The following is a 24,868-nucleotide window of genomic DNA, read 5'->3' as shown; positions in this document are numbered from 1 at the left end:
CAAAATTTGCCTGAACATTGCCTAAGAGCCGCGTGGCGGCACCCGGCGCGCCGTTCTGACGGCCCTACGGTCGACGGATGAACGTTGACTACTACCTGCAGAAGGTGCCGGTTGAGTCGGTGCGGCCCGGGTTCTCGCTCGCGATCGATCGGGGCGGCGACTATCGCCTGTTCCGGGTGGAATGCACGCAGATGACGCAGCGCAGCGGCCGGCCGGTGATGTTCACGCTCACCTCGGAGCCCGTCGACGGCGGCGAACCCTGGGTATTGGAGTGCGAGGCGGGAACGCCGGTCGTCCGGGTGCTCGGCGTGGGCAAGGTGGCGTCCTAGCTCTCGGGCTTAGCGGCGACGACGAACTGCAACGCGCGCTGGGTCTGCTGCTCGACGTCGACCAGGCCGGCCGAGGCGAACAGCTCGACGAAGGCGTGCCGGTCGAACATGGTCAGCCCGATGACGCGCGCGCCGCTGGTCATCGCGTACCGGATCGCGGGCAGGTCGGGCGTGTAGCTGGTCAGGATCGCGATCCGCCCCCCGGGCCGCAGCACCCGCACCATTTCGCGTGCCACACCGAACGGCTCGGGCATCAGATACAGCGCGCCGAAGCAGCAGACCGCGTCGAAAGTCTCGTCGGCGAACGGCAGCGCGCGAGCGTCGCCGCGGACATAACAGGTGCGCGGGGCGCTGTTGTCCAAGACGGCGCGCGTCAGCATCGGCTCGGAGATGTCGAAGCCGACGGCCAGCCCGCCGTCCGATAGTTGTGCGGCCAGGGAACCCGTGAAATTGCCTGGGCCACAGGCGACATCGAGCAATCTGTCTGCGCCGGACAGCTTCAGCGCCGATGCCGCGCGCCGCTGCTCCGCGCCGGTGGTGACGCCGCTGGCGACGTAGAAGGCGGCCGGCCGCCACAGCCGCTCGTAGATTGTCGCGACGAGAGGGCTGTTCATGGCGCGCTGGGCGAACGTCGGGGCCGGCGAAGTCGTCGACTCGCCCAGTACGTCGAGGAAACCGTGCCGCAGCGTGGCGGTCTCGGTGAGGAGGCCGCGGGTCAATTCGACTGCATCCTGGCTCATTTCATGGCTTTCGTGAAGGCGTGGACGGGTGGGCACAATCCGCAGGTGAATCCCGATTTTTCTGCCGATCCGGCTGCTACGCTAGGGCTCTTCCGAAGAGATCGATGCATTGGGGTTGGCACGTGGCGCACATTTCGCCGACTATCGCGGGACGCGCGTCGGCCGGCTGAGCGGATATACGTCGACAGTGAATCCCCTGCCCCGGCCAAGAATCCGTGCCCGCGCGCCGCTGCGGATCTCGTTCGCTGGGGGCGGCACGGACGTACCGCCGTTCCCGACCACCGAGGGCGGCTGCGTCCTGTCGGCGACCATCGACCGCTACGCGCAGGGTTCGCTTTCCCCGCGGACCGATCGCAGGGTCACGATCGAGTCGGTGGACTTCAAGACCACCCACGAGATGACGCTCGACAGCGAGATCCTCTACGACGGCAGCCTGGATCTGATCAAGGCCGCTGTGCGCAGGTTCGGCAAGGACGGCACGGACGGCTACGACCTGGTGCTGCGGTCGAGCGCACCGCCGGGTTCGGGGCTGGGCTCGTCGTCGACGATGATGGTTGCCCTCACCGGCCTGCTCGCCGAGCACTACCGCGTCCCGATGGGCGAATACGAGACCGCGCAGCTGGCGTGCGCCATCGAGCGTGAGGACCTGGGCATCACGGGCGGCATGCAGGACATGTACGCCGCGACGTTCGGGGGATTCAACTTCATCGAGTTCACCGACCGCGTGATCGTCAACCCGCTGCGCATCCGCGAGGAGACCGCGTTCGAGCTGGAACTCAGCCTGCTGCTGTGCTTTACGGGCATCACGCGGGATTCCGCGCGGGTGATCGAGGACCAGACGCGGCGCGCCACCACGGGCGCGGACGACACCCTGGCGGGACTGCGGGCGCAGAAGGAGTTGGCGGTCGCCATGAAGGCCGCCCTGCTGACGAACAAGCTGAACGATTTCGGCGCGTTGCTCGGCGAGGCGTGGACGCAGAAGAAGCGCATGTCGCCCTACATCACCAACGAACGCATCGACGAGCTCTACGACCTGGCCCTGCGCAACGGTGCACTCGGCGGCAAGATCACCGGGGCCGGCGGCGGCGGTTACATCCTGCTGTTCTGCGATTTCGCGAAGAAACACCGCCTCATCGAATCCCTCGAGTCGGCCGGAGCGACCATCACCGAATTCGCCTTCGAGAGCAAAGGACTCACGACATGGCAGGCATGAGCAGCTCGGATGTCGTCGCCCCGAGCGTCGAGCTGGTCCAGGCGCGGTTGGCGGACACGATCGCCGTCAAGCAGCAAATGCTCTCGGGCGCCATCGCCGCGCAGACCGTCGAGATCGCGCGGCTGATGATCTCCTCGCTTCGCTCCGGCGGGAAGGTGATCTTTTTCGGCAACGGCGGATCCGCGCAAGACGCGGGGCATCTGGCCGCAGAACTGATGGGCCGCTTCGCGTTTGACCGACCCGGTCTGGCGGCGATCAGCCTGCCGGACGCCACCGCGGCGATGACAGCGATCGGCAACGACTACTCCTACGACGAGGTGTTCGCCCGCCAGGTGCTCGCCGCCGGCCGCGCGGGCGACGTGGTGGTCGGCCTCACCACCTCGGGCAACTCACCGAACGTCGTTCGCGCGCTCGAGGCGGCCGCCGACGCCGGGATGGCGACCGTCGCGCTCACCGGTGCGCGCGGCGGCAAGGTGGCCGACGTCGCCGCGCTGTGCATCCGGGTGCCCAGCGACAACACCGGCCGCGTCCAGGAGGCATGCCTGCACCTCGGTCACTCGATCTGCGAGATGGTCGAAGCGGCGCTGTTTGACCGGCCCTCCTGAGACCGACCGGATGCCCGATCTGCGCAACGTCCGTACCGTCTTCCTGGACCGGGACGGGACGATCAACGTCAAGGCCGCCGACGGCGAGTACGTCAGGTCGCCAGAAGAGCTGGTGCTATTGCCCGGCGCCGCCCGCGCGGTGGCCGCGTTGAACGCGGCGGGCCTGCGCACCGTCTTGGTGACGAATCAGCGCTGGCTGTCCGAACCGGCTGCGGAGGCCGCGCGTTTCGCCGCCGTCCAGGACCGGCTGGAACACCTGCTGGCGGACGAGGGCGCCCGCCTCGACGCCGAGTACCACTGCCCGCACGCGGCGGCCAGCTGCGACTGCCGCAAGCCCGGGGCGGGCATGTTGTTGCGCGCGGCGCGCGAGCACGGATTCGCGTTGGCCGAGTCGGTGATGATCGGCGACAGCGAGACCGACGTGCTGGCCGGCCGGGCGGCCGGCGCGGCGACCGTCCTGCTGCGCCCCGGCGGGGGACACGCTCACGGCGCCGACGTCGTGGTCGACGACCTCGCCGCCGCCGTGCGAATCATCTTGAGCGCGAAGGAATCTAGTCCCGCCTAAACCGTTGCGCCGCAGAGCGAATCACCAATGCCAGCGCAAACGGTAGATCGTCCCGCAGGTACCGGCGGGCGAGCCGGCGCGGCTCGAGCGCCAGCCGGTGCACCCACTCGAAGCCCAGCCGTTGCAGCACGGGGGACGCCCGGCGGACGATCCCGGCGGTCATCGCGATGCCGCCACCGCAGGCGAGACACCAGGCGCCGGGCAGCTCCGCGCGCAGCAATTCGATGAGCCGTTCCTGCCTGGGAAAGCCCAGGCCGACGAAGACCAGGTCGGGAGCGGCGGCCACGACGGCCGCCACGGCGCGCCGCGCCCCCTCCTCCGTCTGATCGAAGCCGAAGGGCGGCGAGCATGTGCCCGCGATGCGCAGGCCGGCCGAGTGCGCGACGAGCGCCTCGGCCGCCCGCTCCGGTACGCCCTCGGCGCCGCCGAGGAGGTAGACCGACTTGCCGTCGGCGGCCGCCGCGGCGCTCAGCGGAAATATCAGCGAGGAGCCGGCGACGCGCTCGGGCAGCCTGTCGCCCTTGGCCCGCGCCGCCCACACCAGCGGCATGCCGTCGGCGACGACGAGGGTGGCGCGGGCGATCAGGTCGGCGAGTTCGGTGCGGCGGGCGGCCGCCAGGGCGACGTCGATGTTCACCGGCACGATCGATCCGCCGCGGCCGGCGGCCCAGGCGCCGCGCACCGCCCCGACGACCTGTTCCTGGGTCAGGGCGTCGAACCAGAGACCGCCCACCTGGATTTTCCGCGGTCCCGCGCCGGTCAGCCTCGGTGAACTTCGGCGGCCTGCGCTCACCCGATCATCATGCCCCGCGGCATCACCGGCGGACCGGCCGACGCGCCCTCGCGAACTATCGGCCGCGCGTCCTTGCCGCGCCCGGAACCGAGCCCATAACCTGGGCAACATCCGACCGCGTCGGGAGTTTCGGGACTGGCGGGGTAGACGACGGCAACGCAGGCGGGCAGGTCATGGCAAAGCGGCGGTCACCGCGAGGCGCAGACCCACGCCACGACCGTGTGATCGGCGGGCTATCGCAGTGGCCTTGACCGGCGCGCGCGCGGACGAGCTGGCGACGATGGACATCTTCGAGGGGTGTCCCACCTCCGATCTCGCGCCGTTGGCCGCCTCCCTGCAACCGCTGCGCGCCGGGTCCGGCCAAGTGCTGATGAAGCAGGGCGAGCAGGCCGTTTCCTTCCTGCTCATCTCGTCCGGCATCGTCGAGATCACCCACGTCGGCGACGACGGTGTGGTCATCGTCGAGCATGCGTTCCCGGGGATGCTGATCGGGGAGATCGCGCTGCTGCGTCACATCCCGCGGACCGCGACGGTCACCACCGCCGGGCCGCTGACGGGTTGGATCGGTGACAACGACGCGTTCGCGCGCATGGTGCACATCCCCGGGGTGATGGAGCGGCTGCTGCGGACGGTGCGCCAGCGGCTCGCCGGGTTCATCACGCCGATCCCGATCCGGGTCCGCGACGGCACGCACCTGATGCTGCGACCGGTGCTGCCCGGTGACAGCGAGCGAACCGTGCACGGGCACATCCAATTCTCCAGCGAGACGCTGTACCGGCGTTTCATGACGCCGCGCCTGCCCACCCCGGCGCTGATGCATTACCTGTCGGAGGTCGACTACGTCGACCACTTCGTCTGGGTGGTGATCGACGGCGGCGACCCGGTGGCCGACGCGCGTTTCGTGCGTGACGAGGCCGACCGCAGCATCGCCGAGATCGCCTTCACCGTCGCCGACGCCTATCAGGGCCGGGGGATCGGCACCTTCCTGGTCAATGCGCTGTCGATCGCCGCTCGGGTCGCCGGGGTCGAAAGATTCTCCGCGCGAATGCTTTCCGACAACCTGCCGATGCGCACCATCATGGACCATTACGGGGCGGTCTGGCAGCGCGAGGACATCGGCGTCATCACCACCGTCATCGACGTGCCGCACCGGCGCGACCACGGGTTCCGGCGTGACGTGGCCGCCCAGATCGAGCACGTCGCCCGCCAGATGATCGAGGTGGTCGGCTGAGCCCGTTCCGGATCGGCCCGGTTTGCGCGCTCGCGTTGGTGGTTGCCGCGTGCGGTCACGCGCCCGCCCCCGTTCCCTCGCCCGCGCCGACGAAAACGCCGGCGCCGAAGGCGGTCAACCCGGCCAACATCAAACGCGTCGTTCGCGAGCTCCCGCCCGGCTACGAGGCGACCACGGGCATTCCCGGCGGGGCGTCACCCCGGGTGATCTGGAGCCTCGGGCCGGAGGCGTCGGACACCCGCGCCAAGCCGGCGCAATGCGGTCAGCTCGCCGATCCCGGCAATGGGCGCGACCAGACGGCCCAGGGCGTGTCGGGGTCGGGTAGCGGCGGCATCGTCGACGCGGTGGTGGTGGCTTTGCCGGGGCCGGTGGATCTGCCCGACGATGTGGTAGCCGCGTGTGGCCAGTGGACGATGACCGCCGGGCGCACGACGGCGACCGTGCACCTGATCGACGCCCCGCACATCGAGGGCGCCCAAACCGTCGGGATGGTCACCGACGTCAAGTCGTCGGTCGAGTCGGGCACCGAGATAGATTCGCGCACATACACCTTCACCGCGTACCTGGGGAACTTCTACGCGTTCACCACGCTGACCACCGATCCGGGTTCGGTGGTGCCCGCGCTGCCACCGCAATTCGCCGGCGATCTGCTCGTCAAAACGGTGTCCACGTTGCGCAGCTGACGCAACCGCCTTGGGTAGATTAGCCACGGTGTTCAAGGTGGCGGTCACGGTCGCGGTGGTGGGTGTGCTCGCAGGCTGCTCGTCGGGGGAGGCGACCTCGGCCAAAGCCGACATCAAGAAGGTCGCCGACGTGAAGTCGAGCTTCGGGCCGGACTTCAAGGTCACCGATATCGGCGAGCGGGGGATCGATCCCAAGGTGCTGTCCGGACGCAAGCTCCCGGAGGGGCTGACGTTCGATCCCGCCACCTGCGCGAAGGCGGCGACGGGGCCGGAAATGCCGCCGGACCTGCAGGGCAACATGGCCGCGGTGTCCGCCGAGGGCAAGGGCAACCGGTTCGTGGTCATCGCCGTGGAAACGTCAAAAGCGTTGCCTCTCAACGAACCCGGCAAGGACTGCGCGAAAATCGCGTTCTCCGGGCCGCAGCTCCGCGGCGGCGTGGAGGTGGTCGACGCCCCGCAGATCGACGGGACTCACACGCTGGGGGTGCACCGCGTGCTGCAGGCGCTGGTCGCCGGCGGGCCGCGCACCGGCGAACTCTACGACTATTCGGCCCAGTTCGGTGATTACCAGGTGATCGTCACGGCCAATCCGCTGGTGATCCCCGGGCAGCCGGTCGCGCCGGTCGATACGCAGCGCGCCCGCGACCTGCTGGTGAGCGCGGTGAAGGCCGTCCGCAGCTAGCGGACGCCGCGCGGGCGGAACTGAATGCTGATGCGGGGGCCCACCGGCGCCGACGTCTTGGGCACGGCGTGCTCCCAGGTGCGTTGGCAGGATCCGCCCATCACCAGCAGATCCCCATGCGCCTGCGGCAGCCGCAACGACGGGCCTTTGGCAGGACGCGCGCGCCGCCGCATGGCGAACGTGCGGGTGGCGCCGAGGCTGATGATGGCCACCATGGTGTCCTCGGAGCTGCTGCGGCCGATGGTGTCGCCGTGCCAGGCGACGCTGTCGGAGCCGTCGCGGTAGCAGCACAACCCGACCGTGGTGAACGGCTCGCCGAGTTCGCCGGCGTAGATGTCGTTGAGCCGGCGCCGAAGCCGGGCCAGCAGGGGATGCGGCGGCTCGTCGACCGTGAGGTCGTGGAAACTCACCAGCCGCGGCACGTCGACCACCCGGTCGTACATCTGGCGGCGTTCCTCCCGCCACGGAACCGCGGTCAGGAGCGCTTCGAGCAGGTCGTCGGCTTCGGTGAGCCAGCCGGCGCGGATTTCGATAAAGGCGCCGTCACCGAGTTGCCTGCGCTCGGTGTGCTGGAACAGGGAGCCTTGTACCGCCATCTCCACGGCGCCCAGTCTATCGCACACCCGTTCGAGTGGCCGGGCGCCGGGACGGCCGGGTCCGGCGCCGCTACCGTGGTGGGTGTGGTTGAGCTGGGCACCAATTCCGAGGTGGGAGCGCTGCGCGTCGTCATCCTGCACCGCCCCGGCGGCGAGCTGCGGCGGCTCAATCCGCGCAACATGGATCAGCTCCTCTTCGACGGGCTGCCCTGGGTCGCCCGCGCGCAGGACGAACACGACCAGTTCGCCGAGCTGCTCCGCTCCCGCGGGGTGGAGGTGCTGCTGCTGGCCGACCTGCTGGCCGAGGCCCTGACCCACAGCGGGGCCGCCCGGATGCAGGGCGTGGCCGCCGCTGTCGACGCGCGCCGGCTGGGAGTGCCTCTGGCGCAAGCACTTTCGGGCTATCTGCGGGGGCTCGACGCGGACAGGCTGGCCCACGTGCTGATGGCCGGCATGACGTTCAACGAACTGCCGTCGGATATCCGGACCGACGTCTCGCTGGTGCTGCGCATGCACCAGGGCGCGGACTTCGTCATCGAGCCGCTGCCCAACCTGGTGTTCACCCGCGACTCGTCGATCTGGATCGGTCCGCGCGTGGTGATCCCCACGCTGGCGTTGCGCGCCCGGGTGCGCGAGGCGTCGCTGACCGACCTGATCTACGCCCATCATCCGCGGTTCACCGGGGTGCGGCGCGCCTACGAGTCGCGCACCGCGCCCGTCGAGGGTGGCGACGTGCTGCTGCTCGGCCCGGGTGTGATAGCCGTCGGCGTCGGCGAGCGGACCACCCCGGCCGGCGCGGAAGCGTTGGCGCGCAGCCTCTTCGACGACGGCCTCGCCAGCAAGGTGCTCGCCGTGCCGATCGCCCAGCGCCGCGCCCAGATGCACCTGGACACGGTGTGCACGATGGTCGACACCGACACCGTGGTGATGTACGCCAACGTCGTCGACACGCTCTCGGCGTTCACCATCGAGCGCACGCCCGAGGGCGTCGCCATCAGCGACGAGGCGCCGTTCCTGGAGGCCGCCGCCAAGGCGCTGGAGATCGACCGGCTGCGCGTCATCGACACCGGATTGGACCCCGTCGTCGCCGAACGGGAGCAGTGGGACGACGGCAACAACACGCTGGCGCTGGCGCCCGGCGTCGTCGTCGCCTACGAGCGCAACGCGCAGACCAACGCCCGCCTGCAGGACGCGGGCATCGAGGTGCTCACGATCGCGGGCTCCGAACTGGGCACCGGCCGCGGCGGCCCCCGGTGCATGTCGTGCCCCGTGGCCCGCGATCCGTTGCGCTAGACGTCGAGATTGCCGGCGTGGTCGTGATTGGCGGCCAGTTCACAGCCTTCACGGCAATCTCGATGACGATCGGCTCGCCAACGCATCGCGTGCCCGTTGAACGATGACGCGGGGCCGGTCCTCGTTGATCACCCTGATCACAGTCCAACCGAGGCGGCTCACCATCTCCGCTCGACGAATGTCCTTCACGTACTGGCTTCTGTCGGTGCGGTGCTGCTCGCCGTCGTACTCCACCGCGACCATCGGTTGTTCCCAACCCATATCCAGGTAGGCCACGAGCCGCCCGTCGGTGACTCTGATCTGCGTGGTGGGCCGTGGAAGACCGGCGTCGATCAAGACCAGCCGCAACCAGCTTTCTTTCGGCGATTGCGCACCACCGTCCATCAGGGACAGGGCGACTTGGCATCGTCGGACGCCGCGGGCCCGCTTGTTACGAGCGATCAGCCGAGTCACGTCTAACGGGTCGAGGGCCGTCGCGGCCGACAGCGCGTCGAGTTGGGCAACCGCCAGACCGCGGGGTAGGTGCCGGGCCAGATCGAACGCCGTTCGCGCCGGGTTGGTCACCGGTAGGCCATGGAGTTCGACGAGATCCTCGGCGGCGATATGGTCCCGACGGACGATGATGCCGGGCGGTGCGTGGTTGAAAGGCCCGACGACATCTACCGGGACAAAATCGTCCACCCATTTCGCTCCGTGGAGTGCGGCTGCGGCCCGGCCGGCGATGATCGCCCGCCGGCCCGACCACAGCCAGGCGGCGTAGATATTGTCATGGAGCGATGCGCCCGCGTTCTTCGGCACGTATACGTCCCGATGGATTTGGCGGTAATTCCAACGCAATTGACCCCGGGTCAGCGATCCGCGCGCTATCGCTTCGCTCCCGACAAAGACCCTAGCCATGCGCTCATCATGAGCGTCACCACCACTGGCCCGTTCACATTGCCGCCATGGTTGTGGACAACGCGATTTGTACAGCCCTCACGGCAATCTCGACGCCGAAGACGTCAGCGCCAGCTGGGCAGCCAGATCTCCATGTCCCACGTCTGCTGCGAAATCGGCAACCCGGTGAGCACCGGGAACAGCCAGGCGAAGTTGGTCACCACCAACGCCACATAACAACAGACCGCGATCAGCCCGAGCGTGCGCCGTTCCGAGCTCAGGCCGTGAGTACGGCCGGGCGGATAGAGGATGTCCCCACATATCAGGGCGATGCCCATCACCAGGAACGGCCCCATCGTCGCCGCGTAGAAGAAGTACATCTGCCGGTCGATGTCGGCGAACCAGGGTAGCCACCCCGCGCAATAACCGGTCAGCACAACGGCGTAACGCCAATCCCGACGGACGAACGCGCGCCAACACGCGTAGACCAGGACCGGTACCGCCAGCCACCACATGGCCGGGGTGCCCACCAGCATCTCCGCCTTGACGCACGACTGCGCACCGCACCCGGACACGTTCTGCTGGTCGATCGCGTACAGCACCGGCCGCAACGACATCGGCCAGGCCCACGGCTTGGACTCCCACGGGTGGTAGTTGCCTGCGGCGTTGGTCAGGCTCTTGTGGAAGTCGAAAGCCTTGGCGGTGTAATGCCATAGCGACCGGATGGCATCCGGCAGCGGGACCACCGAATGGGGGCCGATCGACTGGCCCACCTCGTGCCGGTCGATCGCCGTCTCGGACGCGAACCATGGCGCGTAACTGGCCAGGTACACCGCGAACGGGATGACCACCAGGGCGTACGCGGTCGGGATCAGATCACGCCGCAAGACCCCCACCCAGGGCCGGGTCACCTGGTACTGGCGCCGCGCCGCCACGTCGAACGCCAGCGACATCGCGCCGAAGAACAACACGAAGTACAGCCCGGACCACTTTGTCCCGCAAGCCAATCCGAGCAGGACGCCCGCCAGGAAGCGCCACCATCGCACCCCGAGCCGCGGACCCCACACCGTCTCGGCGGCGCGCCCCTGCAGCAGCGCGACGTGCATCCGCTCGCGGACCTGGTCCCGGTCGACGATCAGCGCGCCGAACGCCGCGACCACGAAGAAGGTGAGGATGCCGTCGAGCAGGGCGGTCCGCGCGGTGACGAAGCTGACGCCGTCGCAGATCACCAGAATCCCGGCGATCGCGCCGACCAGCGTGGACCGGCTGATCCGCCGGACGATCCGCGTCACCAGCACAACCAGCACCACGCCCAGCAGGGCGCCGGTGAACCGCCAGCCGACGCCGTTGTAGCCGAAGATCGCCTCGCCGATCGCGATCAGCTGCTTGCCGACCGGCGGGTGGACCACCAGGCCGAACCCCGGGTTGTCTTCCACCCCGTGGTTGTGCAGCGCCTGCCAGGCCTGGGGCGCATAGTGCTTCTCGTCGAAGACGGGCGTGCCGGCGTCGGTCGGCGAACCGAGGTTGAGGAACCGGCTGATCGTTGCCAGCACGGCGATCACGCCCGTCACGACCCAGCCGCGAATCTGATCGGTGGGACCGAAGTCGGCCACCGGAACCATCGGCCCCGGGCTGACCGCGGGCACGACACGCTCCTGGCCGGCGACCAAGGTTTCGCGGGGCGGGGCGGACATCGGTGTCGATCGTAGGCTGTCCGTCATGACCACTGGCCGCCTGTTGCTGGGCGCGACTCCGTTGGGCCAGCCGTCGGACGCCTCGCCTCGCCTGATCGATGCCCTCACTCACGCCGACGTGGTGGCGGCTGAGGACACCCGGCGGGTGCGCACGCTGGCGAAAGCCCTGGGCGTCACCATCACCGGCCGGGTGATCAGCCTGTTCGACCGGGTCGAGGCAGCCCGGGTGGACCCGCTGATCAGCGCGCTGCAAGCCGGCGCGACGGTACTGGTGGTCAGCGATGCCGGGATGCCGCTGATCAGCGACCCGGGCTTCCGGCTGGTGGCGGCGTGCGTGGATGCCGGGATCCCGCTGACCTGCCTCCCCGGCCCCTCGGCGGTGATGACCGCGCTGGCCCTGTCCGGGCTGCCCGCGGAGAAGTTCTGTTTCGAGGGGTTCGCCCCGCGCAGGAAGGCCGCGCGGCGGGCCTGGCTGGACTCGCTGGCCGACGAGCGGCGCACCTGCGTGTTCTTCGAATCGCCCCGCCGGCTCGCCGCGTGTTTGCGCGACGCCGTCGATCAACTCGGCGGCGCCCGCCGGGCGGCGATCTGCCGGGAGCTGACCAAGGTGCACGAGGAGGTGGTGCGCGGGTCGCTCGACGAGCTGGCGGCGTGGGCGGACGACGGGGTGCTCGGCGAAGTCACCGTCGTGCTGGCCGGCGCCGCCCCGCGTGTCGACCTGCCGTCGCTGGTGGCCCGGGTGGAGGAGCTGGTCGCAGGCGGTGCGCGGGTGAAGGACGCCTGCGGCGAGGTGGCCGCCGAGCATCCCGGGGTGCGGTCGCGCCAGCTCTACGACGCGGTCCTGCAGTCGCGCCGCGCGTGAGGGTCAGCCTGCCGAGAACGCGGCCGCGATGCGGGGCTGCCCGACGATGGGCGACGCCTTGTGCAGGCATTCGGCCCACTCGGCGTCGGGATCCGAGTCGGCGGTGATGCCGCCGCCGACGCCAAGCACGGCGCTGCCCGCGGCGTCGAACTCGACGGTGCGAATCGCCACGTTGAGTTCACATCCCGCCACGGGAGAAGCCAAACCGATTGTACCGCAATATATTCCGCGCCGATGCGGCTCCCATTGCGAAAGCAGTTGGCGGGCACGGTGTTTGGGGGTGCCGGTGACCGAGGCCGGCGGGAAGGCGGCGTCCAGCAGCGCCGACGTCGGCAGTTCGGCGGGCACCCGCGCCGACACGGTGGACACCAGGTGCCACACGCCCGGGGCGCGCCGCACCACCAACAACTCGGGCACGGTGACGGTGCCGACGATCGCCACGCGGCCGAGGTCGTTACGCACCAGGTCGACGATCATGATGTTTTCGGCGACCTCTTTCGCCGAAGCCCGCAGCGCCGACGGCCACGCGTCCAGCGGCAGGGTGCCCTTGATCGGGCTGGACGTCACGAGCGTCCCGCGCCGCCGCAGGAAGAGCTCGGGAGACAGCGACGCCACCGCGCCCCACGGCCCGGCGAGGTAGGCTCCGCGCGCGGGGGAGGTGCGGGCGATGCCGTCGGCGAAGAAATCCAGCGGGGCGCCGCTGATCGTCCCGGTGAATTGCGTGCACACGCACGCCTGGTAAACCTCGCCGGCGCGGATGGCCTCCAGGCAGTTGAGCACGCCGTCGCGGTGGGCGGCCCGGTCGGCGGCACCCCAGTCGATCCGGCAGTCGCGGACCGGCGAAGGCGCCGTGGCCAGCGCGGCGGCCAGCCAGTCCGCAACGGCGGCTCCGGAAAGGCTCTCGTACCACCACTGCCCGTCCCGGTCGCGGCGCAGCACGCAGTCGGTCCAGCCGCCGGCGGCTTCGGGGATGCGGTTCGGCCGGTCGTCGGCGCCGGGATCGGGGTAGGAGAGGTAACCGACCCAGCCGCCGCCCACCGCCCGCGGGTCGACGGTCTGCGGGTTCTGCTGGACGGCGAAAGCGGCGTCGGGGTCGACCGGCTGGGCCGACACGCTCGGTGCGATCACCGCGAGCGAGCCGAACCAGTCGCCGGTCAGCGCGGCCGGCGGCGGCAGGCCGAGGCGTGCCGTGGCGTCGCCGACGGCGCGCAGCACCTGGGGTGCCGCACCAAGGTCACCGAGCCGGTCGATACGCACCGCCCTAGCTTGACAGAAGGGCGGGTTTTCGCACTGCGGGCGCCGTCGACCGGCCGGACCCTAACCGCGGCTGACGTCGCGGGCGGTCGCCAGCGCCGCCAGCTTGTCCGGGTTGCGGGTCACGTAGAAGTTGGTGATCAAGGCGTCGGCGATCTCCAGCGTGATCACCCCTTCGAGGTGGTCGCCGAGGTAGAGCAGCACGGCGGGCGCGCTGTTGCAGGTCACCATTTCCACGCGGAACCCCGCGAACTCGGTCGCCTTGCGGATCAGGCCGACGATGGCGCGGGCCACCCGGTCGGCGCCCACCACGGGCCGGCGGGCCGCGCTGACCTTGCCACCGCTGTCCGCCGTCCAGGTGGCGTCGGGCGCGAGCATCGTCATCAGCGTCTCGACGTCACCGCTGGCGGCCGTCTGGAGGAACTGGGCGGTGAGCTCGGCGTTGCGTTGCGGGTCGGCGGCGTCGAACCTCTTGCGCCGCGCCCGCACGTGTTCGCGCGCCCGGTGCGCCACCTGCCGTACCGTCGGCGCCGGCCGGCCCACCGCCTCCGCGATCTCCCCGTAGTCGAAGCCGAACACCTCGCGCAGCAGGAACACCGCCCGCTCGTCGGGGCTCAGCGTTTCCAGCAGGACCAGCATCGCCATCGAAATCGATTCCGCCAGAACGACGTCCGCGGAGGGATCCTGCTCGTCGAGCAGCAGCGGTTCGGGCAGCCACGGGCCCACGTACTCCTCGCGTCGGCGCGCGTCGGCGCGCAGGGCGTTGAGCGCCTGCCGGGTCACCAGCTGGGCCAGGTAGGACTTGGTGTCGCGGACCGTGGACAAGTCGACCGCCGCCCACCGCAGATAGCTGTCCTGCAGCACGTCGTCGGCCTCGGTGGCCGAACCGAGCATCTCGTAGGCGATGGTGAACAACAGCGGCCGCAGCACGGTGAATCGTTCGGCGTGCTCACTGTCGGTGGGTGGGTGCGTCATCGCAGTGCGATCTCGGTCGGCTCCTGCGCGGGCCGCTTGCCGCCCTTGATCCAGCGGTAGGAGCCGGGCTTGGCGGCCTCGCGCCGGATGGCCCACAGCGTGCCCTTGCAAATGGCCTCCTTGATCGACGCGGCGGTGCGGCCGCCGATCGCCAGGTTCACCGGGGTGTCGTCGGTGTGGGCCAGCTGGACCGTCCCGTAGGTGCGGCCGAGGCTGATGCACTGGCCGACGAACGCCTGGCTGAGCGGGGCGGGAGCGGTTCCGGAGATGCGGCTGAGCACGGTGTTGGCCGCCTGCGCGCCCAGCGGCCCGGCGGCCTGGCAGCTCATCCGCAGCGGCTGGCCCGACGGCGCGGCAGCGTCACCCGCCGCGACGACGTAGGGGTTGTCGACGCTGGTCAGCGTCTCGTCGGTGAGCAGCCGGCCCAGCACGTCAGTGCTCAGGCCGCTGCGGACGGCCAAGTCCGGCACGGCGAAGCCGGCCGTCCAGATGGTGGCCGCGCTCGGCAGCACCCCGCCGTCGCTCAACACCACCGCGTCCCAGCGCACCTCGGCCACCGTCGCGGATTCCAGCACGTTGACCCCGAAACCGCGCAGTCGCCTGGCGACGGACCGGCGGCCGCGCCTGCTCAGCGACGGGCCGAGCGCCTCGCCGCACACCAGGGTCACCTGCCGACCCCGTTCGGCCAGTTCGGAAGCCGTCTCGATGCCGGTCAGCCCGCCGCCGACGACGGTGACGGGCGCGGCCAGCGGCAGGTCGGCGAGTGCGTAGCGCAGCCGCTGGGCGCTCTCCAGGTCGGCGATCGGGTAGGCGAAGTCCGCGAATCCGGGCACGGTGGCCGGGGTCGCGCCGGTGCTGCCGACGGCGTAGATCAAATAGTCGTAGTCGAGCTCGGCGCCCGAGGACAACAGCACGCGCCGGTCGGTGGCGTCGATGCGCTCGACGGTGTCGACGACCAACCGGATACCGTCGCCGAGCAGCGTCGCGTAGTCGGCGGTCGCGGCGCCGGTGTCGGCGACCAACTGGTGCAGGCGGATCCGCTCCACGAAGACCGGGCGGGCGTTCACCAGGGTGATGTCGATGTCCGGACGCTGGCGCAGATGGTTCGCGGCGAGGGTTCCGGCGTATCCGCCTCCGACCACGACGACATGAACTTTCTGGGCGGCCACCTCGGTCATTGCTGTCTCCTGTTCTCACGGGCCTGATGCCCTTGAGACACCGCGGACCCCTCGTGCGTGACAGGGCCGCCCATATTGTGACCCGTCTCACTGCTGCGGCTCTCGGATCGGGGGGCCGCCGGGTGCTGCGTGCTAGGCTGCGCTACGCCAATTCGTGACCTGCCCCGCGTCGGAAACACGCACCCGATAACCCAGCAGCATGGGGCCACTTCAGTGAGCATCGGTGTGTCTTGGGAGAAGCAACCGTGAAGTCGAGGAAGAGCGCGCTGGCCGCTGTCGTGTGCACGGCGATGGTGCTGAGCGGGTGCGGCGGCAAGAGCGATCCCGGGCCACTCTCCGCCATGGTCAGTCCCGCCATTCCGCCCACCGCTCAGGAGATCCCCAACCCGCTGCGCGGTCAATACGAAGAGGGCATGAATCCGCTTTTCCCGCAAGGCAATTCCGCACAGCGGTACGCGGCGTGGCCCGCGTCGTACGACGCCAGTCTGCGGGTTTCGTGGCGGCAGTTACAGCCGGTCGACCCGCGCACGCTGCCCGCCGACGCTCCCGACGACCGTAAGTTCGACTTCAGTGCGATCGACGACGCGCTGACGAAGCTGGGCAGCCGCAACATGCGGCTGATCCTGGGCGTGTACACCTACAAATCCTGTTGCAACGATTCCTATGCCGGCAACACCAACATCGCGATCCCGGACTGGATCCGTTCGGCGGCCACCAGCCTTCCCGCGCCGCCCAACAGCTCCGCACCGGGAGTCACGCAGGTGGTGCCGAATTGGAACGACGCCGACTACCTCAACAACTTCGGCCAGCTGCTCGCCGCGCTCGGTCGCCGCTACGACGGCGACGAGCGGCTCAGCGTTTTCGAGTTCTCCGGCTACGGCGATTTCGGCGAGAACAGCCTCGCGTACTTGCGCGACGCGCTCGGCGCGCCGGGTCCCACGCCGGACGACAGCCAGCCGAAGTTGGGCTATTACAGTCAGTTTCGCGATCAGACCATCACCAAGGCGTCCATCGCGAAGCTGGTGGCCGCCAACGTGGGCGCGTTCGGCCACACCCAATTGGTGACCACGGCCGAGAATCCGGAAATCGTCCGCGAGTTGATCGCCGACGAGGTGACGAAGAAGCTGTCCGCGCCGGTCGGCATCCGCGCGGATTGCCTTGGTGTGCAGTCGCCCCTGCCGGAATGGGCCGAGTCCAGCGACTCCCACTACGTGCGCTTCAACGACGCGGCCGTCAACGCGATCAAGCAGCGGCTCACCTCGGCGCTGGTGATCAGCCAGTGGTGCCGGCTGCCGAACGGGGCCGACCCCCGGTCCTACTACGAGAAGGCCCTGCACGACGTGGTGAGGTATCACGTCTCGATGACGTCCAGCGCGAACTTCCCCGACCGGGATGCGACGTCGGCGATGGATCCCAAGCTGTACCTCCTGTGGGCGAAGGCCAACACCGCCGCCGGTTACCGGTATTCGGTGGAGGCCAAGCCGGGATCGCAGTCGATCCAGGGCAAGGTCGCTTCGATCTCCGTCGTCTGGACCAACTACGGCTCCGCCGCGGCCACCGAACAGTGGACGCCCGGATACAAGCTGGTCGATTTCTCGGGAGCGGTGGTCCGCACCATCGCGGGGACGGTCAACCTCAAGTCGCTGGTCCACGACGACTCCAGCCCGTCACGCGAGGAGGCGGTTCCGGAGTCCACGACGGAATCGGTGCGCGTCGACGTGACCGGCCTGCCGCCCGGGCACTACACACTGCGGGCGTCCGTGGAATGGCAGCAGCACAAGCCGGGCGCCTCGCACGTGGTGAACTACGCGCCGATGGCACTGGCCCGCGACGGTCGCGACGGTTCCGGCCTGTATCCGATCGCGACACTGGACATCGCCAGCGACGCGGCCGCCAGCGGTCAATGACGCGCAGCGGTCCGGACCGGAAGTTGCTCGTTACCGGGGATCCGGCGTCTCCCGCGTGATACGTTCTGCTGACCAATACCCATCCTGACCTGCCCTGCTCCGGATGGACCGACGAAGCGAACCAGAGGGCCCCGCCGATGCGCATGGGCGCGCGGTCGACGGGATTCGCCAGCAAGAACATTCCCCGATCGGGCAACCCTCGACAGGTGGGATGCACGCCCGTATCGGAGGAGACCGTGCCGCGCAGTCTGGACTTGGTCGTCACCTCCGTCGCCACGCAGTTGATGGAGGCGACCGCAGCCACGGCCCATCTGGTGAGCGAGAAGGTGCTCGCGCAGCTGGTCGAGCAGTTCGACGTGGACGCCAGCTTCTTGCGCTACCTCGACCCGCACACCCGAGCGTCGACGCTGGTCGCCGAGTGGCCGCCGCGAACCGACGCCTCGGACCCGGAGCCGGCGGCCTTCGCCCAGCTGGACATCGCGGAGTCGGTGCTTGCGCAGTGCAAGCAGGGGCGCAAACCGGTGGTGATCCGGCCGGCCCAATCCAAACGCTATTTCCGCCGCCCGGTGGGCGGGGCCAAAGTGGCCGCCTCGCCCTCGGTGGCCGCCGCCCCACTGGTCTCCGGCGAGACGACCACCGGCCTGCTCGGCTTCGTCAAGTTCGGCGCCCGCAAGTGGGAGCAGGAGGAGATCAACACGCTCGAGGCCGTCGCCGCGCTGTTCGCGCAGCTGCAGGCCCGCATCGCGGCCGAAGACAAGCTCCGCTATCTGGCCGAGCACGACGATCTGACCGGGCTTTTCAACCGCCGCGCCCTGGTCGCGCACCTGACCGAGCGGCTCTTGACGGGTCGCCCCGGGCCCGTCGCGGTCCTGTACCTCGACCTCGACCGGCTCAAACCGATCAACGACTACCTCGGGCACACCGCGGGTGACTGGTTCATCCGGGTCTTCGCGCAACGCATCAAGATCTGCGCTCCCGACTGCACGATCGCCCGGCTGGGCGGGGACGAGTTCGTCGTCGTACCCGACCAGCCGATGTCGCCCGAGCACGCGGAATCGTTCGCCCGCAGCCTCTCTGGCATGCTGTGCGAACGCCTGGCCATCGGCGGCCACGTGATCAGCCGCACGGTCAGCGTCGGGCTCGCGGTCGGCGTCCCGGGGCGGGACAACTGCACCGACCTCCTCCGCCGCGCCGACGAGGCGGTGCTGACGGCCAAGCGCGGGGGTGGCAACCAGATCGCGGTGTCCACCGATGACATGTCGCTCAAGCGCGCGTTCCGCAACGACATCGAGTTGCATCTGCAAGGCGACATCGGCAGCGAGGCGTTGCTGCTGCACTACCTGCCGGAGGTCGACCTGTCGACCGGCGCCATCGTGGGCGCCGAGGCACTGGTGCGCTGGCGCCACCCGATCTGGGGGCTGCTACTGCCGGATTCGTTCATCGGAATCGCCGAATCGACCAACCTGGCAATGGAATTGGGCCGCTGGGTGATGCGCACCGCGTGCGCCGACTTCGGTCGCTGGCAGGCGAACGGGCTCGGCCGGGGCACCGTGATGCGGATCAACGTGTCGCCGCTTCAGCTCATCACCCGCGGGTTCGTGCGCGACGTCGCCAACACCATCGACGAGTTCGGTCTCGACGCCGGCTCGGTGTGCCTGGAGATCACCGAGCGCGCCGTGGTGCACGACATCGAGACCACTCGAAAGACGTTGGCGGAGCTCAAGGAAATCGGCGTGCAGCTGGCCATCGACGACTTCGGCACCGGCTACGCGGTGTTGTCGCATCTGAAATCCCTGCCCGTCGACATGCTCAAGATCGACACCGGGTTCGTGCGCGACTTGGGCAACAACGCCGGTGACCTGGCGATCGTTCGCGCCATCATCGGGCTGGCCGAGGCGTTCGGTCTGGACGTGGTGGCCGAGGGAGTCGAAACACCGGTCGCAGCAATGACTTTGATCCAGCACGGGTGTCGGCGGGCCCAGGGTTTTCTGTTGTCGCGTCCCGTTCCCGCGGACGCGATGGAGGCGCTGCTGGCCGCGCGCTGGCTGCCGTTGCCGTTTTTGACCGGGCGCAAGGCATTGCCGACGGGCGCCACCTAGCATCGCACCGATGGCCCCGGACATCGACAACTCGCGCGGCGGTCATCGTCGCCGAGAGCCGGCGGCGTGCCGCCCACCGCTCACTCTTCCCGAGGGATGAAGACGAAGTTGTTGACATAGACGCCGCGCGGCGCCCAGTCGTTCTCCCGGTCGCCGACGTTGGCTGGGTCCTGGTGCTCGCGCGGGTCGAAATCGCCGATCGGCCGCCGAACGCCATCGAGATCGAAATACCCGGAGTAGCCGGAGCGGCGCAACAGCTCGGTGATCTCGGCAACCGCGTTGGGGTAATGCCGTTGCTCGGCCTCCACCATGATCGCGGGCCGGTCCCGCGCGAGAGTATCTGTGGCGCCGCGCAATACGGCGAGTTCATGGCCCTCGACGTCGATCTTGATCATGCCGATGTCGTGCAGGCGTAGATCGTCGAGCCGCTTGATGGGGACCTCGATGCTTCGGATCCCGCCGTCGCCGACGTCGCTCAGGATGTTGGTGTTGTCGATCGTGCTGCGGCCGGGCTCGGATTCGACCACTCTCATCGTCCCGACGCCGGCGGTGTCGGAAAGCGCGATCGCCTCCACCCGTACGGGAACGCCGGCGGCGTCGAACATCGCGGCCAGATCGCGAGCCTGCGCGGGCCGGGGTTCGAACGCGATCACCGACCGCGACGACGCCAGCATGGCGATCGTGAATTGTCCGACGTCGGCGCCGATGTCCAGCGAGATCCGATTCGGGTCGCACAACGAAACCGCCAACTGGATGTCGGCCCGGCTCTGCCCAAGGCGTTGCAGGATGCGGAATTTCCGCCGCCAGAAGAAACGCGGCGCGAGTGCCTTCACCGCGGGCGCCAGCGGACGTGTGGCCGATCGAACCAAAGGCATCGTGCGGTCTCCTGAGCGATTCCCGGAGGGATCAGCGGATTGCGCGACCATACCAACACCAGTGGTTGGCCCGGGTGCTGTCCGGGAACGCACCCACCCCGGCGCCACTGAACAGTGGCCGGGATATGCATCGAAGATGTGCATGATTGACCGATGATGTGGGGCAGCGTTGCATCGTTGCCGATTTCAGTGCGCTTCGCGGTGGAGAGCGCCAGCGACCGGAGAGGTGTCAGTCCTTGAAGCTGATGGAGGGCGCACGTTCGGTGTGCGGAATGCCGACCTCGCCGACGTCCGTGTTCGCCGACCCGGCCCGGGCGTTGAGGAAGGCCACACTGCTGGTCGCCATTTGCGCGACGCTCTTGTTGAACGGGTGTGGTGGCCGCGCAAACCCCGAGCTGGTGACCGCGATAGTCAGCCCCGCGATACCGCTGTCCGTCCAGGACGTCCAGAATCCGCTGCGCGGCCAATACGAAGATCTTCTGATCCCGCTGTTCCCACAAGCCAATCCCGCGCAGCAGCGGTACCCGGCCTGGCCCGCGTCGGACGACGCCAGCCTGCGTGTCACCTGGCGCCAGTTACAGCCCACCGATCCCAGCACGCTGCCCCCCGACGCCCCGGACGATCAGAAATTCGACTTCAGCGTGATCGATGACGCGCTGAACAAGTTGGCCGGCAGAAACATGCGGATGACCCTTCGCATCGTCGCCTACCACTCCTGCTGTGACACGGTGTTCCCGAACAACACCAACATCGCGATCCCCGACTGGATGCGCTCGGCCGCCACCGACTACGCCGGACCGGCACGGTATTGGTGGACGCCCGGGGTCGTGCAGGTGGTGCCGAAGTGGAACGACCCCAAGTACCTCGACGCCTTCGGACAATTGCTCGCCGCGCTCGGGCGGCGGTATGACGGCGACGAGCGGCTGAGCGTTTTCGAGTTCTCCGGCTACGGGGATTGGAGCGAGAACCACATCGCCTATCTGCGCGACACGCTGGGCGCTCCCGGTCCTTCGCCCGAGGAAAGTGTCGCGAAGCTGGGCTATTACAGCCAGTTCCGGGATCAGAGCATCACGATCGCATCGATCAGGCAGCTGGTGGCGGCGACGGTGAGCGCGTTTCGGCGGACGCAGTTGATCACGACACTGCTCAATCCGGAAATCGTGCGCGAAATGCTCTCCGATGAAGTCACCAAGAAGGTGGCAGCGCCGGTGGGGGTGCGGGCCGATTGCCTGGGGGTGATCGCCCCGTTGCCCGGCTGGGTCGAATTGGACGGCTCGCGTTATGTGCAGCAGAAGGATCCGGTCATCGCCCAACTGAAAGACAGGTTGCTCACCGCGCCGGTCATCACCGAATGGTGCCTGCTGCCGAACGGCACCTCGCCGCAGTCCTACTACCAAAAGGCCTTACACGACGTCATCAAATATCACGTCGCGATGACTTCGAGTTGCGACTTCGCGGACGCTGAATCGACGACCCCGATGGACCCCGCCCTGTACCTGCTGTGGGCGCAGGCGAACGTCGCCGCCGGGTATCGGTACTCGGTCGAGGCGCGCCCGAGCCCGCAACCAGTTCACGACGGCGTCGCGACGATCGCCGTGACTTGGACCAACTACGGTTCTGCCGCCGCGATCGAGAAATGGGCTCCCCGCTACCAGCTGGTGAACTTCTCGGGCGCGGTGGTCCGCACGCTCCCGACGACCGTCAACCTGAAGACGCTGGTCCACAACGACCCCGGCGGCAACCCTGGCAATGAACCCGTTGCGGCGTCGTCGACCGAGTCGGTCAAGCTCGACCTGGCCGGCCTGGCCCCCGGCAACTACACGCTGCGGGCCTCGGTGGAATGGCAACAGCACAAGCCGGACGCATCGCGCGTGGTGAATTACCCGCCCATGCAGTTGGCCCGCAACGGCCGTGACGGCTCGGGCGGCTACCCACTGGCGACGGTCAACATATCGCGCGATGTGCTGACGGCCGGCCCCCGACCGTGAAAGACGGCCTGCGGCGGCCGCCGCCGGGATTTCGAGCCGCCCGGATCGCCTTGAAGAATCGCTTTTCGGGCAAACACCGCATGACGATGCTTCAATAATGTTCAATGTTTTTGCCCATCCGATAACCGACCGGATGGATGCTTTCGCGCCGCCGAAGCTTTCAGAAAGGCCGTTGGTCGATGGATTTCCGTACCTTTGTCCGGATTCTCGTCGCGCACTGGAAGCTGGCAGCCGCCGCGGTGCTGGCGTGCACGATCGGCGCCGCGGCCATCACCGCATTGCAGACCAAGCATTACCAGTCGTCGACCACCGTCCTGATCTCGTTCTCCGGGGCCACCGACCTGACCGAGCTGTACAACGGCACCCTCACGGCGCAGGAACGGCTGTCGTCGTACGCCCAGATCGCCGGCGGCCGGACGGTGGCCGACCGCGCGATCAAACAACTTCAGCTATCGATGAGTGCCGACGACCTGCTGACCCAAACCCAGGTGAAGTACACCGCTAAATCGCAGCTGTTCACCATCACGGTCAAAGACACAGACCCGAGGCGGGCGGCAGCGCTGGCGGGAGCGATGGCCGACCAATTCGCCGCGATCATCCCGACGCTGGGCACGGTTTCGCGTCTGGATGGCCCCGCCGCGGGCCCCCGGCCCGAACCCACCGATGCGACGACGCCGCCGGGCCAGCCCCGGGAAACCCCGGGCGTGCAGGAGCAGAACGGAAAGCCGCTCCCGGTGGCGAGGGCGCGGGTTGTGGAACCGCCTCAGGTTCCCGACCATGCGGTTACCCCGGCACCGGTACGCAACATGGCGATGGGCGTGGTCGCCGGCCTGCTTCTCGGCATGGCCGTGGCGCTGACCCGCGAGGCCAGCGACCGCACCGTGCGCACCCGCGAAAAGCTGGAACAGCTGTCGGGCCTGCCGACGCTCGGCGAGTTGCCGCGACGGCGCGGCGGGGCTCCGCGGTTCGGCACCGACGTCACGTTCGACGACGCCGTGCGGGACATGCGTACCCGGGTGCGCAGGGCGATCGGCCCCGAGGGGCGCCGGCTGCTGGTGGCGTCACCGTTCGGGGGGGAGGGGACGACGACGACGGTCCTCAACTTGTCCCGGGCATTCGCCGAGGTCGGTGACGACGTACTGGTGGTCGAGGGCGACACCCGCCGGCCGGTGATCGGCGGCTTGCTGAAGGTCGAATCGGGGGAGGGTTTGGCCAACGCGCTGGCGAACCCCGAGATCGCGGCCGAAGCCGTCAAACCGACACCCTTCCCGAGGCTGTTCGTCCTGGCGTCACGCGCGGCCCGCCGGGAGACCTTGCCCTGCTCCGCTTACCCGCCGGAAGTGCTCGACACCGTGCTGGGGGAATTGTCGTCGCGATTCGACCGGATCGTGGTCGACGGACCGCCGGTGCTGGCCACGGCCGACGCGGTCCTGCTGTCCGGCGCCGTTCAGGCGACGGTGCTGGTGGTCCGGGCGGGACGCACCACGACCGACGAACTCAAGGACGCGTTGGCAACTTTGCGCTCGGCCAACGCGGAGATCGTCGGTACGGTCCTGACCGACGCGAGGCTGTCGCTGCACCGCAAGGCCGCCGCCCAGGTCTACCGTTCGAAGGCCAGTCCTTCGACGTGATCTTCTACCTGCGCAGTCGGCATCGCATGGCCATGAGCGCAGCCTCGCTGGCGCTGTTCCTGTTCGGATGTTTCGTGTTCGGCGTGCTCTCGGTGCGACTCACCACCGAGGGCATCATGCTGATCGCCGCAACCTTCTGCCTGGTCGTCTATTGGGTGAGACCCGAGGCGATGGTATGGGTGGCGCTGGTGGGGGCGTTCGCGGCGCTGCCCCAGGGCCTGCACGTCGGCAAAGTCGTCGGCCCCGCGGTCATCTACTTGTATCTGCTGGCCGCGATGCTGGCGATCGGCTACCTGATTCCGATTGTGCGACCGCGATTCTCCGATTTCTGGCTGCCCTCCGTGTTCCTGGTCGTTCTCGTGATGTCGACGGCGGCCGGATTCGAGAACGGGCATGACGCCACCATCGTGCTGCGCGAATCACTGTCCATGCTCGAGATCGTCGTGGGCTTCGTGCTGGCGATGTTGGTGGTGTACGGCGACTACATCAAGTCGTCGATCCGCGTGACGGCCGGCATCCTGTGGTTTTCGGCGGGCATGGCGGTCGTGAGTTCGCTGCATGCCATCCGGCTGGCGGGCAGGGCCGAGAGTCTGGGGGCCGCGACCGGCGCCGACCAAGCTGTCCGGATCATCCTGACCACGCAATCCCCGGCCACCGCGACGCTGAGCGCGCTGGTGGCCGCCGCCATCATCGGCTGCCTGAGGCCTGCCACGCTGCTGACCCTCGGCCCACCCGCGCTGATCATTTCGCTGCTGTCGTTCTCCCGGAACACGCTTATCTCGATGGCCGTCGCGGCGGG

Annotated in this window: 22 protein-coding genes and 1 pseudogene; 14 read left to right on the top strand and 9 right to left on the bottom strand. The window is 68.8% G+C overall.

Annotation, left to right across the window (positions count from 1 at the left end):
- The first annotated feature begins 77 nt into the window (after positions 1-77).
- A complete protein-coding gene (locus A5701_RS20665; RefSeq protein WP_067758071.1) occupies positions 78-329 on the top strand; it encodes a hypothetical protein in 252 nt (83 codons plus the stop codon).
- On the opposite strand, the gene A5701_RS20660 is transcribed toward A5701_RS20665, so the two are convergent.
- Positions 326-1,069, bottom strand: coding sequence for a class I SAM-dependent methyltransferase (locus A5701_RS20660; protein ID WP_067758067.1), 744 nt, complete (start codon positions 1,067-1,069; stop codon positions 326-328). The genes A5701_RS20665 and A5701_RS20660 overlap by 4 nt on opposite strands.
- 196 nt (positions 1,070-1,265) lie before the next feature.
- Here A5701_RS20660 and A5701_RS20655 point away from each other — a divergent pair, with 196 nt between their 5' ends.
- The 3 genes from A5701_RS20655 to A5701_RS20645 are packed head-to-tail and all read left to right on the top strand — an operon-like array spanning position 1,266 to position 3,452.
- On the top strand, positions 1,266-2,282 hold the full coding sequence (locus A5701_RS20655; RefSeq protein ID WP_067758189.1) for a GHMP kinase: 1,017 nt from the start codon (positions 1,266-1,268) through the stop codon (positions 2,280-2,282).
- Entirely contained in the window at positions 2,270-2,887 is a 618-nt protein-coding gene (locus A5701_RS20650; protein ID WP_082950256.1) for an SIS domain-containing protein, read from the top strand. The genes A5701_RS20655 and A5701_RS20650 overlap by 13 nt, the downstream gene beginning before the upstream one ends.
- 10 nt (positions 2,888-2,897) lie before the next feature.
- The gene (locus tag A5701_RS20645; RefSeq protein ID WP_067758061.1) at positions 2,898-3,452 is read left to right on the top strand and encodes an HAD-IIIA family hydrolase; all 555 of its coding nucleotides are present in this window, start codon (positions 2,898-2,900) and stop codon (positions 3,450-3,452) included.
- On the opposite strand, the gene A5701_RS20640 is transcribed toward A5701_RS20645, so the two are convergent.
- A complete protein-coding gene (locus A5701_RS20640; RefSeq protein ID WP_231968918.1) occupies positions 3,439-4,185 on the bottom strand; it encodes a WecB/TagA/CpsF family glycosyltransferase in 747 nt (248 codons plus the stop codon). The two genes, A5701_RS20645 and A5701_RS20640, sit on opposite strands and share 14 nt — an antisense overlap.
- 340 nt (positions 4,186-4,525) lie before the next feature.
- Here A5701_RS20640 and A5701_RS20635 point away from each other — a divergent pair, with 340 nt between their 5' ends.
- From A5701_RS20635 to A5701_RS20625, 3 genes are read left to right on the top strand one after another with little or no spacing between them, the layout of a single operon-like run.
- The gene (locus A5701_RS20635; RefSeq protein WP_067758186.1) at positions 4,526-5,476 is read left to right on the top strand and encodes a GNAT family N-acetyltransferase; all 951 of its coding nucleotides are present in this window, start codon (positions 4,526-4,528) and stop codon (positions 5,474-5,476) included.
- Positions 5,473-6,159, top strand: a complete 687-nt coding sequence (locus A5701_RS20630; protein ID WP_067758058.1) for a DUF5642 family protein — start codon at positions 5,473-5,475, stop codon at positions 6,157-6,159. Before A5701_RS20635 ends, A5701_RS20630 begins: the two co-directional genes overlap by 4 nt.
- Positions 6,160-6,187: 28 nt before the next feature.
- A complete protein-coding gene (locus tag A5701_RS20625; RefSeq protein WP_067758055.1) occupies positions 6,188-6,841 on the top strand; it encodes a DUF5642 family protein in 654 nt (217 codons plus the stop codon).
- On the opposite strand, the gene A5701_RS20620 is transcribed toward A5701_RS20625, so the two are convergent.
- Positions 6,838-7,443, bottom strand: coding sequence for an alpha-ketoglutarate-dependent dioxygenase AlkB (locus A5701_RS20620; protein ID WP_067783174.1), 606 nt, complete (start codon positions 7,441-7,443; stop codon positions 6,838-6,840). The genes A5701_RS20625 and A5701_RS20620 overlap by 4 nt on opposite strands.
- A gap of 72 nt (positions 7,444-7,515) precedes the next feature.
- Between A5701_RS20620 and arcA the strand changes: the two genes are divergently transcribed.
- Positions 7,516-8,730: an arginine deiminase gene (arcA, locus tag A5701_RS20615; RefSeq protein WP_067758183.1), complete on the top strand. Its 1,215-nt coding sequence runs from the start codon at positions 7,516-7,518 to the stop codon at positions 8,728-8,730.
- Positions 8,731-8,778: 48 nt separating this feature from the next.
- Here the strand turns inward: arcA and A5701_RS20610 are convergent, their stop codons facing one another.
- Positions 8,779-9,627, bottom strand: coding sequence for a DUF559 domain-containing protein (locus tag A5701_RS20610; RefSeq protein WP_067758049.1), 849 nt, complete (start codon positions 9,625-9,627; stop codon positions 8,779-8,781).
- Between the two features lie 104 nt (positions 9,628-9,731).
- Positions 9,732-11,300, bottom strand: a complete 1,569-nt coding sequence (locus A5701_RS20605; RefSeq protein ID WP_067758046.1) for a dolichyl-phosphate-mannose--protein mannosyltransferase — start codon at positions 11,298-11,300, stop codon at positions 9,732-9,734.
- Positions 11,301-11,325: 25 nt separating this feature from the next.
- Here A5701_RS20605 and rsmI point away from each other — a divergent pair, with 25 nt between their 5' ends.
- The gene (gene rsmI / locus A5701_RS20600; RefSeq protein WP_067758180.1) at positions 11,326-12,162 is read left to right on the top strand and encodes a 16S rRNA (cytidine(1402)-2'-O)-methyltransferase; all 837 of its coding nucleotides are present in this window, start codon (positions 11,326-11,328) and stop codon (positions 12,160-12,162) included.
- A 3-nt stretch (positions 12,163-12,165) separates the two neighbouring features.
- On the opposite strand, the gene A5701_RS20595 is transcribed toward rsmI, so the two are convergent.
- Genes A5701_RS20595 through A5701_RS20585 form a run of 3 tightly spaced genes read right to left on the bottom strand, consistent with a single transcriptional unit; the run spans position 12,166 to position 15,569 of the window.
- Positions 12,166-13,419, bottom strand: a complete 1,254-nt coding sequence (locus tag A5701_RS20595) for an aminodeoxychorismate synthase component I (RefSeq protein WP_067758043.1) — start codon at positions 13,417-13,419, stop codon at positions 12,166-12,168.
- Between the two features lie 60 nt (positions 13,420-13,479).
- A complete protein-coding gene (locus tag A5701_RS20590) occupies positions 13,480-14,391 on the bottom strand; it encodes an RNA polymerase sigma-70 factor (protein WP_067758040.1) in 912 nt (303 codons plus the stop codon).
- Positions 14,388-15,569, bottom strand: coding sequence for an NAD(P)/FAD-dependent oxidoreductase (locus A5701_RS20585; protein WP_067758037.1), 1,182 nt, complete (start codon positions 15,567-15,569; stop codon positions 14,388-14,390). The genes A5701_RS20590 and A5701_RS20585 overlap by 4 nt, the downstream gene beginning before the upstream one ends.
- Before the next feature lie 290 nt (positions 15,570-15,859).
- On the opposite strand from A5701_RS20585, the gene A5701_RS20580 reads away from it, so the two are divergent.
- Together A5701_RS20580 and A5701_RS20575 are read left to right on the top strand one after the other, a co-directional pair.
- A complete protein-coding gene (locus tag A5701_RS20580; RefSeq protein WP_067758177.1) occupies positions 15,860-17,476 on the top strand; it encodes a hypothetical protein in 1,617 nt (538 codons plus the stop codon).
- A gap of 236 nt (positions 17,477-17,712) precedes the next feature.
- On the top strand, positions 17,713-19,575 hold the full coding sequence (locus A5701_RS20575; protein ID WP_067758174.1) for a bifunctional diguanylate cyclase/phosphodiesterase: 1,863 nt from the start codon (positions 17,713-17,715) through the stop codon (positions 19,573-19,575).
- An 80-nt stretch (positions 19,576-19,655) separates the two neighbouring features.
- On the opposite strand, the gene A5701_RS20570 is transcribed toward A5701_RS20575, so the two are convergent.
- The gene (locus tag A5701_RS20570) at positions 19,656-20,450 is read right to left on the bottom strand and encodes an FkbM family methyltransferase (protein WP_067758034.1); all 795 of its coding nucleotides are present in this window, start codon (positions 20,448-20,450) and stop codon (positions 19,656-19,658) included.
- 344 nt (positions 20,451-20,794) lie between these two features.
- Between A5701_RS20570 and A5701_RS20565 the strand changes: the two genes are divergently transcribed.
- The 3 genes and pseudogenes from A5701_RS20565 to A5701_RS20555 all read left to right on the top strand — a co-directional run.
- Positions 20,795-22,438: a hypothetical protein gene (locus tag A5701_RS20565; protein WP_067758171.1), complete on the top strand. Its 1,644-nt coding sequence runs from the start codon at positions 20,795-20,797 to the stop codon at positions 22,436-22,438.
- A gap of 179 nt (positions 22,439-22,617) precedes the next feature.
- Positions 22,618-24,069 carry a polysaccharide biosynthesis tyrosine autokinase gene (locus tag A5701_RS20560; protein ID WP_067758031.1) on the top strand — a complete coding sequence of 484 codons (1,452 nt, stop codon included), beginning with the start codon at positions 22,618-22,620 and terminating at the stop codon, positions 24,067-24,069.
- A gap of 26 nt (positions 24,070-24,095) precedes the next feature.
- Positions 24,096-24,868, top strand: a pseudogene (locus tag A5701_RS20555) (O-antigen ligase domain-containing protein); the annotation flags it as partial.

This window comes from Mycobacterium sp. E3305, assembly GCF_001666785.1.
Classification (GTDB): Bacteria; Actinomycetota; Actinomycetes; order Mycobacteriales; family Mycobacteriaceae; genus Mycobacterium.
The sequence above is the reverse complement of the archived record's forward strand: the minus strand, read 5'-3'. Positions and strand labels throughout refer to the sequence as shown.

Bases quoted from the DNA above. Each gene is read 5' to 3' on its own strand.
- A5701_RS20665 (WP_067758071.1), top strand. From the start codon at position 78: ATGAACGTTGACTACTACCTGCAGAAGGTGCCGGTTGAGTCGGTGCGG.
- A5701_RS20660 (WP_067758067.1), bottom strand. From the start codon at position 1,069: ATGAGCCAGGATGCAGTCGAATTGACCCGCGGCCTCCTCACCGAGACC.
- A5701_RS20650 (WP_082950256.1), top strand. From the start codon at position 2,270: ATGGCAGGCATGAGCAGCTCGGATGTCGTCGCCCCGAGCGTCGAGCTG.
- A5701_RS20645 (WP_067758061.1), top strand. From the start codon at position 2,898: ATGCCCGATCTGCGCAACGTCCGTACCGTCTTCCTGGACCGGGACGGG.
- A5701_RS20635 (WP_067758186.1), top strand. From the start codon at position 4,526: ATGGACATCTTCGAGGGGTGTCCCACCTCCGATCTCGCGCCGTTGGCC.
- A5701_RS20610 (WP_067758049.1), bottom strand. From the start codon at position 9,627: ATGGCTAGGGTCTTTGTCGGGAGCGAAGCGATAGCGCGCGGATCGCTG.
- A5701_RS20605 (WP_067758046.1), bottom strand. From the start codon at position 11,300: ATGTCCGCCCCGCCCCGCGAAACCTTGGTCGCCGGCCAGGAGCGTGTC.
- rsmI (WP_067758180.1), top strand. From the start codon at position 11,326: ATGACCACTGGCCGCCTGTTGCTGGGCGCGACTCCGTTGGGCCAGCCG.
- A5701_RS20590 (WP_067758040.1), bottom strand. From the start codon at position 14,391: ATGACGCACCCACCCACCGACAGTGAGCACGCCGAACGATTCACCGTG.
- A5701_RS20585 (WP_067758037.1), bottom strand. From the start codon at position 15,569: ATGACCGAGGTGGCCGCCCAGAAAGTTCATGTCGTCGTGGTCGGAGGC.
- A5701_RS20580 (WP_067758177.1), top strand. From the start codon at position 15,860: ATGGTGCTGAGCGGGTGCGGCGGCAAGAGCGATCCCGGGCCACTCTCC.
- A5701_RS20570 (WP_067758034.1), bottom strand. From the start codon at position 20,450: ATGCCTTTGGTTCGATCGGCCACACGTCCGCTGGCGCCCGCGGTGAAG.
- A5701_RS20560 (WP_067758031.1), top strand. From the start codon at position 22,618: ATGGATTTCCGTACCTTTGTCCGGATTCTCGTCGCGCACTGGAAGCTG.